The organism is Burkholderia sp. S171, assembly GCF_009766085.1.
Lineage (GTDB): Bacteria > Pseudomonadota > Gammaproteobacteria > Burkholderiales > Burkholderiaceae > Caballeronia.
Window position 1 is genome coordinate 20482 of sequence record NZ_LMUF01000019.1, and the last position, 13231, is coordinate 33712.

Consider the following 13231-nt stretch of genomic DNA (forward strand, 5'->3'; position numbering starts at 1 on the left):
GGCTATTGAAAAGCGCGATCAGCACGGATGTGCCGACCTTGCGGGTGAACGCTGCTTTGAGGCGACGCCTCGTCGGCGCTACGCGTGTTGACAACGCTGTGGATCAGCTGGTCCATCTCCTTGATGATGTCGGCGAGTACCGTGGTGATCACCGCAAATTCCCGGCCGAATTGCCCCGCACGCGCGGCTGCAATGCGCGCATTGAGGGCCACGATGTTCGCCTGCATGGAGATGCTTCCGAGCTGTTCAGCAATGTCACGCTGACGCTTGAGTGAAGCAGTCTCGATGCTGCGCATCTCCTGTTGATACGCGAGCGTTATTTCCTGCAGGAGTTCGAGCAGCGGCGTGGCCTGAACAACGAGTGCGTCGGTCTTCTCGCGCCCGTCTGTCGTGCCCGACTCCATACACAGAACTGCTTGATGCGCTTGCGCGATGAATCGCTGGATCCTTTCGTCTGCGTTTCGAGTGCCGAAATACAGCTGATGCAGGGCTTCCGAAAATACGCCCCTCAACGAACCATCGCTGCTTACGAGGTCGGCGTGCGTTTGCGCAAACGTAACCAGGCAGTCCTTGACCACCATCAGTGCGGCCCTATCGCCGTGGGACGCAAGCAGCACATGCAGAACGATCCGCTGCGAGAGCATCCGCTGCCTCCCCGACAGATTGATGAGCTGTCCGATGGTCTGCGCAGAAATGTCTTCGCGGCTTGAGTGTGTCCACTGCTTCATGTTTAAGGCCGATATTCCGAGACCGTTGACCCGATCACCAAGCGTGAACCGGAACGAGACTCGTGATGGTTGATCGAGCGCGCAAAAAAAAACGTCCCGAGCAGCAACCGCGCCCCGATTGCTCGGTCGCATAGTTGACGCTCGGGACGCCGTTGTCCCTGCTGGCTGCTCTACACGAGCAGCCGAGGTAGATTCGATACGCTGAGGCCTCCGTTGGCCCCGGACCGAAGCAATGCAATAGCCGTGCCAAAATCCGCGTGACGCGGATCGACAGTAATTTCTTTGGCACGCTTCAAGGTTGCGCTGATCGGCTATTACTGCGCCCAGCGGGGCTTACCAATCAACGACGTATCGCCGGGTCGTCTAATTCAATGAAGGTCGCGGGTTCATCGCGTTCAAGCGATCGTTCGTCGCTTGCGGTTGAGCACAGATTTGCGACCTGAGTTGGTGCGATGCAATGGTGCACTGCACTACGACTGTGCGCCGCGTCGATCCAGGCTGCAGTGAAAGAGGCACTGACGCCCCGTTGCGTGACGTTGGCTTAACGGTGAACCGGCCAATTACCGCGCACACAAAAAAGGCACCCGAAGGTGCCTTAAAGTGAATCTTGTTATGGTTTTTGGTCTCTCTCGCACGGGCCCCAAATGCCGACGGCGCCTCAATAAGTGAATTGAAGCCATTACAGTGGTGACTTGGAGATGATCCGATACTTGAAGGTACTAACGGCACGAATCGGTCGAACTTAAGGGGATTGGGGAATCTACTAGTCTCAACCAGATAGAGTAAGAATTGGAATGACGCCTACCGTACGTGCGTAGCGCCAGAAACATATCGCATAGGTACGCAAATCGTCACCGCAGGAGCGAAAAGAGCGGTCCCAATCCCGATCTGCCGCATCGCGGGACTGTCGGAAAATAGCCAGATCTTTGACATTGATAAATAGGATTTCTAATCATATATCCAATTAACGAAGATACTGCCGAGGACCTTATTTTAGTCTGCGCCGGGTATCGGACGATGATCGGACCATGACCTGGTCACGGCAGCGCTACCATGACCGTCCGGCATCGTCCTGGAGAAAACGTCAAAATATGTCATAATCACATACTTTTTCAATGCGTTCGGCAGGAGACGCTGCCTGACGGCGAGGACGTTTCACGGGACCTCGCCCGCTCACACTATCTTCCACGTTATGGTCCGATCTGCTCTCGCACGTTGGCTTCTCAGCTTCTCCCCTGCACCCGTCGCGCTGGCTTGGCCCGAACGATTCAGGTCCTGTCTCGGTGCGTTGCTCGGCATAGCTTTCACCGCGGGGGTGATGCATGTTTTTCTGGGCGAGAACGCGTTCATCCCCCTTCTGGTCGCGCCGATGGGCGCCTCCGCAGTGCTGCTGTTCGCTGTGCCTGCAAGCCCTCTCGCCCAACCCTGGTCAATCATCGGCGGCAATATGGTTTCCGCGATTATCGGCGTGGCGTGTGCAACCTGGATCACCAATCCGATCGACGCAGCGCCGATTGCAGTGGCAATGTCGATTGGTGCAATGTTCGCGTTCAGGTGCGTGCATCCGCCCTCGGGTGCCGTCGCGCTCACTGCCGTGCTCGGTGGGCCGGCCGTGCATGCCCTCGGATTCGGATTCGTCTTCGCACCGATAGCAGCGCAGTCGTTCGCACTACTGGGAGTCGCGATCGTGTTTCACGCATCGACCGGGCATCGTTATCCGCATGCAGCGCGCTCAGCCAGGGAAACAGTCGCCCGATCCCCAGCGGCCAGCCCTGGATTCACGCGAGAAGACCTCAAGGAAGTGCTCGGTCGTCGCAACGAATTGCTGGACATCGACCCGGCGGATCTCGAATCACTGCTGCTGGAAATACAGCTGCAATCGTACGTGCGCGGCTTCAGCGGACTGAGTTGCGCGGAAATCATGTCCAGCCCCGTCGTTTCGGTCACATCCGGCACGACGGTGGCACGAGCCGCCTCCATAATCCAGCGTCATAACATCAAGGCGCTTCCCGTCATCGACGACCACGCGTTCGTGATCGGCATCCTCACCCCTGCTGACATCGCGAGAAATAGGGCGGCCGGAAAGCTTCAGGGGCTGGCGACATTCATTGAGCGATGGCTCGCCGCTCCCGGTTCAGCGCTGACGGTTGCATCCATCATGACCAGCGACGTGTCCACGGTCTGCGTCACCACTTCGATTGCGAAGCTGGTGCCGATATTCGCCGCTTATGGCCATCACCATATTCCGGTGCTGGACACGCAGGAGAAACTCGCCGGCATGATCACCCAGGCAGACCTGATACTGGGCCTTTATCGGCAAACTCACGCCTAGCTTCACCCTTGAAGCTTCTATCGCTGGCGTGCTCTGTGATCCACAGACAAGCGCTCGTCACTCCAAGGCGTCACGGTCCTGCGCATGCGAGACACGCTCATATATATCACTCTGTGATACAATTTCGATCTAGAACCCTGACCGGACTATCCCCATGAAAGAACCTTCTCGCTCGCTGAGAAAAGAAGATTTTGAACAGCTGTCCGAGTTTCGATATCAGATGCGGCGGTTCGAGCGCTTCTCCGAACAGGCCGCTCAGGACGAAGGTATTACGCCGCTGCAATATTTGCTGTTGTTGCATATCAAGGGTTATCCGGACCGGGATTGGGCAACCGTTGGCGAACTGGCTGAGCGGCTTCAGGCGCATCACCACGGAATAGTTGCGCTCGTCACACGGTGCGAAGCGCTAGGTCTGGTCAAGCGAAAGCCGAGCGAAATTGATCGCCGCCAGGTCGAGATTCATCTGCTTAAACCCGGAGAGAAAATCCTCTCGCGGCTAGCGGAACTGCATCGGGCTGAACTGAAGTCGCTTGCGGGCACCTTCCGCATTCCGCAGATCGATTTGTAAGTCGCTGCCCGCCTTCGCAGCATGTCAGCAAGGTCGCGCCGCTCCGGTCACCGATGCAACGCGAATCTGAATTGATGAGGAGTTGGTGTGCAAGAAAACGCTTCGAGAGGGGATTTTGCAGCAAACGCTCACCTGTTGCGCATCACCGCCATTGCCGTAGTGATCGGCGCATTAAGCACGGTCACGGCGTATGTCCTGCTCCACCTGATCAACTTTTTCACCAACCTTTTCTTCTTCCAGTCGATGTCCTTCGACGGTCGCTCGCCTGCGGGAAATACGCTCGGTCTATGGGTGATCGTGATTCCTGTCATCGGCGGACTGGTGATCGGACTGATCGCACGCTATGGCAGCGAAGCCATCCGTGGACACGGCATTCCGGAAGCGATCGAAGCCATCCTGTTCGGTAAGAGCAAGATGTCGCCGAAGGTCGCTGTGCTCAAGCCCTTTTCGTCCGCGATCGCCATCGGCAGCGGCGGCCCGTTCGGTGCGGAAGGGCCCATCATCATGACGGGCGGTGCACTGGGGTCGCTGCTCGCACAGTATTTCCATTTGACCGCTGGTGAGCGCAAAACGCTGCTCGTCGCGGGCGCCGTTGCCGGGATGACGGCGGTTTTCGGTACGCCTGTGGCGGCGGTCCTGCTCGCGGTCGAACTGTTGCTGTTTGAACTGCGCCCGCGTAGCCTGCTGCCCGTTGCCGTCGCGTGCGCGGTGGCCGGTTTCACGCGTCCCCTTCTGATCGGGAGCGGCGCCCTGTTCCCGTTGCAAACCCTCCCGCTGGGTCCGCTCGGCCTCATTTCATGCGTGGTCGCGGGTCTCATGGCCGGTGCGATGTCCTGGGGTTTGTCGTCGGCGCTATACAAGGTCGAGGATCTCTTCGGCAAATTGCGCATCCACTGGATGTGGTGGCCGGCGCTGGGCGGTATTGCGGTCGGCATCGGCGGATATGTCGAGCCACGCGCGCTCGGCGTGGGCTATGACGTCATAGGCGACCTGCTGAATAACCATCTTGCTATCAGCGTCGTGGCCGGCTTGATACTGGTGAAGGCGATCATCTGGGTCATCGCCCTCGGCTCCGGCACGTCCGGGGGTGTACTCGCTCCGCTGCTGATGATGGGCGCGGCCATGGGAACCATCTTCGGACCATTCTTGCCGGGCGGAGAGCCCGCAGTATGGCCGCTGGTCTTCATGGCGGCGACCCTCGGCGGCATGATGCGCGCACCGATCATGGCAACCGTGTTCGCGTTCGAACTCACCCATGACGCCAACGTACTGCTGCCGCTGCTCATGGCGTCGGCTGTCGCCTATGGATTCACGGTGCTGCTAATGCGGCGCTCCATCCTAACCGAGAAGATCGCGCGCCGCGGTTATCACATCTACCGGGAGTACGGCATTGACCCGCTTGAATGCCATTTCGTCGAAGAGGTGATGACGCAAAGAGTCGAGACGATCGATGCAGATGTGCCGGTCGCCGAAGTGCTGGCGAAATACTTTGGGGAAAAGCAAAACCATCGCGCGTTTCCCGTCATACGAGATGGCGCGTTGGTAGGAATGATCGAGCGTGAGGGATTGATCGCACAAACCGGCAATCCGGCCATTCAAGTCATGAGCGACCTGTTCGGCGCAAACACACCGATCGTCGCATTGCCCGGGGAGACTTGCCGGATCGTGTCTAATCGGCTGGCTGTGCATGGACTCGAGCGCTTGCCCGTGGTGTCGGATCCGCAGTCGCGTCGTCTGGTGGGCTTGATCAGCCGCAGCGATCTCGTGAAACCGTCGCTCGCGTTCTTCGAGGAAGAGGAGCGACGCGAGATGTTCCGGCGCTCTCCCCTGCATCACTTGAAGAAACGGTTGCACCGGTGAACAGGCATTAAGGCGACGCAACCCGGGAGCACTCATAAACCTCCCGGCAGGCCGGGCCGAAGGGACTCTGCCGTAGACGGATTGCGAATCTTGGCCGTACCCCGCACATAAATGAAAAAGCCACCCATAAAGGGTGGCTTTCAAGTGTTTGGTGGGCCTCCCGTGAGTCGAACACGGCACCAACGGATTATGCTTACCAGCTACGGTTTTCACCGCCCCTTTCGGGTTTGTGGTCTGGACTGTCTCTTGTCTTTACGACCTGCCCGTTCAGTCTCTACACGTTCTCTCTAAGAGAGCTTCGCTCGGGATTGCCACGCTGCGAGAGCAACAGAGGTTTCCCCGAATTTGAGCAATTCTACCGAGGGGCAGAGCTAACTTACCCCAAGGCAACCCATTCATGACTCACCGTGCCGTGCTACATGGTTTAGGCGAGTCCTTGCTAAGTCCGCTGCTCTAACCAAGCATGAGCTAGAGGCCCTGAAAGTCGAACATTTTACCGTATGTGATGACTATCGACGTAAGGACCTTGCGTGGTCCAGACGTAAGCGAAATCACATAGCAGCTTTTTTACTGCACGAAACCCCTGATCCAGCACGGCTTCGTGATTTACTGCAGAGTCTTCCGAGCCGACAACTTATATCAATCAAGCTTCCGGCCCGTGGGCAGAAAACGCCCTGCCGCGAGTCAACGAACAACTAAGCAAAGACATCGACTGACGCTTCCGGCATGCATCGAATTCGATTGAACTTGCGCTCGCGAAGGTCTGCGAGTTTGCCTTGAAACGGCCTATAAAACAAGCGCGGCGGACCCATTCGGCCCGCCGCGCTTAACTTCACCAACCCGACCTCAATTCCCTTCCAGGAACGACTTCAGCTTGTCCGAACGGCTCGGATGACGAAGCTTGCGCAGCGCCTTCGCCTCGATCTGGCGAATCCGCTCACGCGTCACGTCGAACTGCTTGCCCACTTCCTCGAGCGTGTGGTCCGTGCTCATCTCGATACCGAAACGCATCCGCAACACCTTCGCCTCGCGCGGCGTCAGTGAATCGAGCACGTCCTTCACCACGTCGCGCATGCTGGCGTGCAGCGCGGCATCGGCCGGCGCCACCGTGTTCGTATCTTCGATAAAGTCGCCAAGATGCGAATCGTCGTCGTCCCCGATCGGCGTTTCCATGGAGATCGGCTCTTTCGCGATCTTCATGATCTTGCGGATCTTGTCTTCCGGCATTTCCATCTTTTCAGCGAGCGTTGCCGGATCCGGCTCAAGCCCGGTTTCCTGCAGGATCTGCCGCGAAATACGGTTCATCTTGTTGATCGTTTCGATCATATGAACCGGAATCCGGATGGTGCGCGCCTGGTCGGCAATCGACCGCGTGATGGCCTGACGAATCCACCACGTTGCATACGTCGAGAACTTATAACCGCGACGATATTCGAACTTGTCCACCGCCTTCATCAACCCGATGTTGCCTTCCTGGATCAGATCCAGGAATTGCAGACCGCGGTTCGTGTACTTCTTGGCGATCGAAATCACGAGACGCAAGTTCGCTTCCGTCATTTCGCGCTTCGCCTGACGCGCCTTCAGTTCACCCGCCGCCATCTGGCGATTGGTTTCCTTCAGGTCCTTCAACGGCAACACAACCCGCGCTTGCAAGTCGAGCAAACGTTGCTGCTGTTCGCGAATTGCCGGCACGTTACGCGCCAAAATCACGCTATAGCCATGGTTCTCGGCGACGACCTTCTCCGACCACTCGAGGTCCGTTTCGCTACCCGGGAAACGGGCGATGAATTCGGCACGGGGCATGCCACATTTATCGACGACGGTATGCAGGATCTGACGTTCCACCTGACGCACTTCGTCCACTTGCGCGCGCAATGTGTCGCACAAACGCTCGACAGTCCGCGCGGTGAAGCGGATGGTCATCAGCTCGGTCTGAATGGCTTCTTGCGCCTTCAGATAAGCCTTCGACTTATAACCTTCCTTCTCGTACGCGCGACGCATCTTGTCGAACCACTCGCTGATCAGCGAGAACTTCTCGAGCGACGCACGCTTGAGCGCTTCCAGCTGAGCGGCGTTGGCGTTGGCCTGAGCGGTGGTTTCGTCGACTTCTTCCTCGTCCTCGCTCGGCTCTTCCTCTTCTTCCTCTTCGCTTTCGATAGCTTCCGCTTCCTGCTCGGAGAAACCATCAGCATCGGCGGCGTTCGGGTCGATCAGGCCGTCGACCAGTTCGTCCACGCGCGTTTCTTCGTTCTGCACGCGCTCGGCCATGGCCAGGATGTCAGCGATGGTCGTCGGGCAAGCAGAAATGGCCATGACCATGTGCTTGAGGCCGTCTTCAATCCGCTTCGCGATCTCGATTTCGCCTTCGCGCGTCAGCAGTTCGACCGTGCCCATTTCACGCATGTACATGCGGACCGGATCGGTCGTTCGGCCAAACTCGGAGTCGACAGTGGAAAGCGCAACTTCGGCTTCCTCTTCGACTTCATCGTCCGATGAAGCCGCCGGGGCGTTGTCGTTGAGCAGCAGCGTTTCAGCGTCGGGCGCTTGCTCGTAGACCGCCACGCCCATGTCGTTGAACGTGCTGATGATCCCTTCGATAGCTTCCGTTTCCGTGAAGTTATCGGGCAGGTGATCGTTGATTTCAGCGTAGGTCAGGAAGCCGCGTTCCTTGCCGAGTTTAATCAGCGCGCGCAGCTTCGCACGCCGCTCCTCGAGCTCTTCAACCGTACCGGGCGCGCTTGAGGCGAACGCGTCCTTCAACAGCGCTTTTTCCTTCGCACGCCGGTCGCGCGCCTTGACCTTTTCGACCTTGACCGGAGGCGCGGCTACAGCATCCGCAGCAGGGGCCGCGGCCGGGTCGGCCTGCACGTTTTGCGCGTTCTGCGTTGCGTCGTCATCGACGGGTACTTCGTTCAGCTTTTTCGTCATGGAGTTCGCCGTACCGGCTTTAGTCTCGACTCGCGGCTGCTGGACGACAGCCGATGGAACCGTGGATACAGAATATGCGCGCGCTGCCTTGTCCTGCGTCCCCTTGGCAGTGCGTCGCCCCGAGTCCTGCGCCGGTCCCCGCTTCACAACGCGCACGCGAGCCAGCTTCGACTCCTGCATCGTGTTGCGTTTCCGGCCCGCATTAGCAGCCGCTTCCGTTGCACTCGCTTGCTTGCCGGCCGAATTTCCGGCCTTGCCACTCCTGCCAGTCTCATCCGCCATCAGGCCAACCTGATCCTTCGACTGACCCGGCGTCTGCTTGCCCACCGGCCTCACGACTTTCGCCGTTCTGACCGACCCTGTAGACCCCGTAGACCCCGTAGACCCTCTACTCACTGCCGACGCAATCGAGTTTTTTTTACTTGTACCAAATGGCGGAGAGGGAATGGCGATTGCCCTGGTCTTCGACGCTCCGGGGGAAGGAACTGAACGGCTATGGGCCACTGCCCGTTTCGACTCGCTCGAGCCGCGTACCGTCGTTTTCTTCCCGCTAGCAGTCTTAACCATGCGTGCCTCACCTCTTTCGCAAATGAGCACAAAAGTCAAAAAAACAACTTGCTGAAAACCTTTAATTGTAGCATGCGTGTCTTAAATGTCCCGACTCACCCCGCGCAAGGCCTTAATTTGAGCAGCTTTAGCCGATAAATCTGAAAATTCGGCAATTTCTTCCGCAGTCAAGCTCGATTGCTGCGCCAGTTGATCCAGCCGATTCCTATAGCTGTCGTGACGCAACTTGACAACCGTTGCATGCAACTCTTCCGCGAGCAGCTTTTTCTGCTCTTGTACGCGTTCGTTTGCGCCTTCGTCGGCCGGATCGCGCATCAACAGGTCCCGTACATTTTCATCATAGGCGAGAATTTCCTGGAAGATATCCTCGTAAGTCGGGGCATTTGCGGCGTTTCGCAACAGATCCGACAGCATCTGGAATTCCGCCGTTTCTCCCAGTTCCCGCGCGTGCCCGATCACCTCGCTGAACAACTCGCCGTGCTCGGTCATGGCGACCAGCGTCTGCTCGCTTTCGTGATCGAGCGTGGCGTAGATGGCCGGGTACATCACCAGGTTACGCAGCGCGCGCTGTTCATGGCCCTTTACGCGACGTCGCTCGCTCTTTGGCAGCGCAGCCCGGGCAACGGCCGCTGCTCGCGAATCGATGTCACACAATGCCGCGATTTCGCCAAACGGTGTACTCAGCCGATCGGCCAGCATGTGCAGGATCTGCACGCGCAACGCGTTCGCCGGTAACGCCTGAAGCAGCGGCTTGGCGTCAAAGAGCGCCTTGGCGCGGCCTTCCGGCTGGTCGAGTTCCTTGTCGTTCAGGACTTCGTTCAGCAGGAACTGCGACAGCGGCATCGCGCGATCGACCTGTTCGCCGAAACCATCAGTGCCGAATTCCCGCACATAGCTGTCCGGGTCGTGTTCCTTCGGCAGGAACAGGAAGCGGATCGTGCGGTTGTCGGCGGCATGCGGCAAACAGGCGTCCAGTGCACGGCGCGCCGCGCGACGGCCAGCCGAATCGCCATCGAAACTGAATACGACAGTATCTGTCTGACGAAACAGCTTTTGTACGTGGATTGGCGTGCAAGCCGTGCCGAGCGTGGCAACCGCGTTCGCAAAACCCAATTGCGCCAGCGCGACCACATCCATATACCCTTCGACGACCAGCGCATAGCCGAGTTCACGAATCGCCAGCCGCGCTTCAAAAAGGCCGTATAACTCGCTGCCCTTGCTGAATAACGGCGTTTCGGGCGAATTCAGGTACTTCGGCTCGCCGCCGTCGAGCACGCGGCCGCCAAAGCCGATCACATTGCCCTTCACGTTCCGGATAGGGAACATGACGCGTTCGCGGAAGCGATCGTATCGACGAGACTGGCCCTGGTTGTCGCTTTTCTCGCTGACGATCACCAGACCCGCTTCCACCAGATTGTCGTTCTTGTAATCGGGGAAAGCCGTTTCAAGGCTCTGCCAGCCGTCCGGCGCGTAACCGAGCCCGAAGCGCAACGCAATTTCGCCCGTCAGGCCACGCTTTTTCAAATATTCGATCGCGTTGGGCGCGCCCCGCAACTGCTTGCGATAGAACTCGCAGGCGGTCTGCATGACTTCAGTCAACGCGACGCTGACGGCTTTGCTCGGCGCGGGCGCGTAACCTTCGCCGCCCGACCCGCCGCCCACTCCACCGCGCATCGACGGTTCCTGCGGCACGGTCAGACCGCACGACTGGGCGAGATCCTTGACTGCTTCGGGGAACGTGAGCCCGGCGTGCTCCATGAGAAAACTGATTGCCGTGCCATGCGCGCCGCAGCCAAAGCAGTGATAGAACTGCTTCGTCGGGCTGACGGTGAACGACGGGCTCTTCTCGTTATGGAACGGGCACAGGCCCATGAAGTTCGCGCCGCCCTTCTTCAACTGGACGGACTTGCCCACCACGTCGACGATATCGACGCGGTTCAGCAAGTCCTGAAGAAACGAATGCGGAATCACTTAGTGAGTTTTCTTGGTCAGACTTTCTTAAGCACTTAAGCAGGCTTATTTGGCAAACTCATTTTCAAGCTTATTTCGTAAGCTTATTTGGCGAGCGCTGCTTTGACCAGGCCCGACACCGCCGTCATATCTGCACGGCCCGCCAGCTTTGATTTCAGCACGGCCATCACCTTGCCCATGTCCTGGGGTCCTGCGGCGCCGGTCGCCGTCACAGCTGCCTGAATCTCGGCGTTGATCGCTTCATTCGACATCTGCTCAGGCATATAGGCTGCCAGCACGCCCAGCTCGGCTTGTTCCTTCGCCACCAGGTCGTCGCGTCCGGCCGTCTGGAACTGGCTGATCGAGTCCTTGCGCTGCTTGATCATTTTGTCGATGACTGCCGTGATGGCTGCGTCGTCCAGCGTCACGCGCTCGTCGACTTCGCGCTGCTTGATTGCCGAAAGCAGCAGCCGGATGGTGCCGAGGCGATCGGTTTCGCGGGCGCGCATCGCGGTTTTCATGTCGTCGGTGATCTGGTCTTTGAGGCTCATCGCTTGGGAACTCTGCTGGTGCTGTGTTGAAAGAATGCGGACGTCAGCCGTTCATGGCGCTAAAGCAAAAACCCGCTTGGGACGTTTCCTCAAGCGGGATCATGAACGGGGTGATTCGGGTACTTTTTGAAGCTGGCCGGAACGACGCATAGGCAGGGTCCCGAGACTGGTCGAGTGGCCGCTCGCGGCAGGGATCGTCTTCTATCTTCATGGATCACCGCCCGGTTTCACTCATTTGCGCTCGCGCCCCGCTTGTGCCAATTGCCCGTCAATTGCCTACAGATTGCCTGTCAATTGCCGCTACGAACGAAGCAGTATAGCAGGTCGAAACCAGGATTTCCCAGGGGAAACGGCCTTGCACGGATACCGGCCCTTACGGCTAAAAACCATACTGGTCATGCCTTTGCGGTTCTAGGCACGAACTAGTTCGGCCGCCGCTTTGCCCGCCGCCACGCCCGACGCCCATGCCCACTGGAAGTTGTAGCCGCCGAGCCAGCCGGTAACATCGACCGCCTCGCCGATGAAATATAAACCCGAAACGCGCGAACTCATCATGGTCGTGGATGACAGTTCCCGGGTGTCCACGCCGCCGCGCGTGACCTCGGCCTTCCGATACCCCTCCGTGCCGTTCGGCGTGAGCGTCCAGCGCGACAGCGATTCGCCAATCTGGCGCAGCGTTTTGTCGGGAAGATCGGCGAGACGGGCATCGGTGGGGACACGCTGCACGTCGAGCCAGGTTTGGGCGAGCCTTGCCGGCACACGTTCGGCGAGAAACGTGCCGACTTGCTTGCGCGATTCCCGCTTGGCCGCGATCAGTTCGCTGGTGGCGTCGACGCCGGGTAACAGGTCAATGCAAATGGGCTCCGACGGGTTCCAGTAGCTCGAAATCTGCAGCACGCCCGGCCCCGATAAACCGCGGTGCGTGAGCAGCAGGTCCTCGTTGAATTCCCCACGCCCGCGACCCGCGCCCGCGCTGAGTTCGACCGGCACCGACAAGCCGGATAACGCCGCGAACGGCTCCCAGTCGGCCGGCGCGAAGGTCAGTGGCACCAGGGCGGGACGGGTATCAATGAGCTTGTGGCCGAATTGCTTCGCCAGCCGATACGCGAAATCCGTCGCGCCGATTTTCGGGATCGACAGGCCGCCGGTTGCGACGACAAGCGCGGCGCTTGAAATCGTGCCCGCGTTGCTGTCGAGGAAAAACCGGGCGCCGTCGTGGCGAATCGTATCGACGGTGACTGGCCGGCGCCACGTCACGCCGCCCGCGTCGCATTCGCTTTTCAGAAGCTGGATGATCGATTCGCTGGAGTCATCGCAGAAAAGCTGGCCCTTGTGTTTCTCATGCCAATCCACACGATGACGCTTGAGCAGCGCGAGAAAATTCTGCGGCGTGTAGCGAGCAAGCGCCGAGCGGCAAAAATGCGGATTCGCCGAGAGGAAGTTGGCCGGTCCGGCATTGATATTCGTGAAGTTGCAGCGGCCGCCACCCGAGATGCGGATTTTTTCCGCGAGCCGTTCCGCGTGGTCGATCAGGACCACCCGGCGGCCGCTTTGCGCGGCTACCGCGGCGCACATCATGCCCGCAGCGCCCGCGCCAATGACTGCAATATCGTAGGTTTCCATGGCGCGCATTGTAACGGGTGGTGTGCTTGGGTTCGAGGGGATTGGACTGCGGGCGACGGTGTAATCGTCCTGGAGCAACGCCGTCGGGCGAACGAGCCTAAACCCGCCCACTGCTATACTCGTT

The 13231-nt window shown here is 58.9% G+C and carries 8 protein-coding genes; 3 read left to right on the top strand and 5 right to left on the bottom strand.

Annotated features, from left to right (window positions below; translation table 11 throughout):
- Window positions 1–2 precede the first annotated feature (2 nt).
- Window positions 3–728 (bottom strand): type IV pili methyl-accepting chemotaxis transducer N-terminal domain-containing protein, encoded by a 726-nt coding sequence (locus GSQ93_RS11050; protein WP_158935692.1) that lies wholly within the window; start codon window positions 726–728, stop codon window positions 3–5.
- Window positions 729–1920: 1192 nt separating this feature from the next.
- On the opposite strand from GSQ93_RS11050, the gene GSQ93_RS11055 reads away from it, so the two are divergent.
- The 3 genes from GSQ93_RS11055 (at window position 1921) to GSQ93_RS11065 (ending at window position 5488) form a co-directional block, all read left to right on the top strand.
- Complete coding sequence (locus GSQ93_RS11055) at window positions 1921–3060, top strand: HPP family protein (protein ID WP_158935693.1); 1140 nt, start codon at window positions 1921–1923, stop codon at window positions 3058–3060.
- A gap of 154 nt (window positions 3061–3214) precedes the next feature.
- Window positions 3215–3628, top strand: coding sequence for a MarR family winged helix-turn-helix transcriptional regulator (locus GSQ93_RS11060; protein WP_158935694.1), 414 nt, complete (start codon window positions 3215–3217; stop codon window positions 3626–3628).
- A gap of 87 nt (window positions 3629–3715) precedes the next feature.
- Window positions 3716–5488, top strand: coding sequence for a chloride channel protein (locus GSQ93_RS11065; protein WP_158935695.1), 1773 nt, complete (start codon window positions 3716–3718; stop codon window positions 5486–5488).
- Between the two features lie 846 nt (window positions 5489–6334).
- Here GSQ93_RS11065 and rpoD read toward each other — a convergent pair.
- From rpoD to GSQ93_RS11085, 4 genes are all read right to left on the bottom strand, one after another.
- Window positions 6335–8698 carry an RNA polymerase sigma factor RpoD gene (gene rpoD, locus GSQ93_RS11070; protein ID WP_158935737.1) on the bottom strand — a complete coding sequence of 788 codons (2364 nt, stop codon included), beginning with the start codon at window positions 8696–8698 and terminating at the stop codon, window positions 6335–6337.
- A 366-nt stretch (window positions 8699–9064) separates the two neighbouring features.
- Complete coding sequence (dnaG, locus tag GSQ93_RS11075) at window positions 9065–10954, bottom strand: DNA primase (protein WP_158935696.1); 1890 nt, start codon at window positions 10952–10954, stop codon at window positions 9065–9067.
- An 83-nt stretch (window positions 10955–11037) separates the two neighbouring features.
- The gene (locus tag GSQ93_RS11080; protein ID WP_158935697.1) at window positions 11038–11484 is read right to left on the bottom strand and encodes a GatB/YqeY domain-containing protein; all 447 of its coding nucleotides are present in this window, start codon (window positions 11482–11484) and stop codon (window positions 11038–11040) included.
- Between the two features lie 411 nt (window positions 11485–11895).
- Window positions 11896–13107: an NAD(P)/FAD-dependent oxidoreductase gene (locus GSQ93_RS11085; protein ID WP_158935698.1), complete on the bottom strand. Its 1212-nt coding sequence runs from the start codon at window positions 13105–13107 to the stop codon at window positions 11896–11898.
- Between the last annotated feature and the right edge of the window lie 124 nt (window positions 13108–13231).

Excerpts from the sequence above, each read along its gene's own strand:
- GSQ93_RS11050 (WP_158935692.1), bottom strand. The coding sequence starts at position 728 with ATGAAGCAGTGGACACACTCAAGCCGCGAAGACATTTCTGCGCAGACC.
- GSQ93_RS11055 (WP_158935693.1), top strand. The coding sequence starts at position 1,921 with ATGGTCCGATCTGCTCTCGCACGTTGGCTTCTCAGCTTCTCCCCTGCA.
- GSQ93_RS11060 (WP_158935694.1), top strand. The coding sequence starts at position 3,215 with ATGAAAGAACCTTCTCGCTCGCTGAGAAAAGAAGATTTTGAACAGCTG.
- rpoD (WP_158935737.1), bottom strand. The coding sequence starts at position 8,698 with ATGGCGGATGAGACTGGCAGGAGTGGCAAGGCCGGAAATTCGGCCGGC.
- GSQ93_RS11080 (WP_158935697.1), bottom strand. The coding sequence starts at position 11,484 with ATGAGCCTCAAAGACCAGATCACCGACGACATGAAAACCGCGATGCGC.
- GSQ93_RS11085 (WP_158935698.1), bottom strand. The coding sequence starts at position 13,107 with ATGGAAACCTACGATATTGCAGTCATTGGCGCGGGCGCTGCGGGCATG.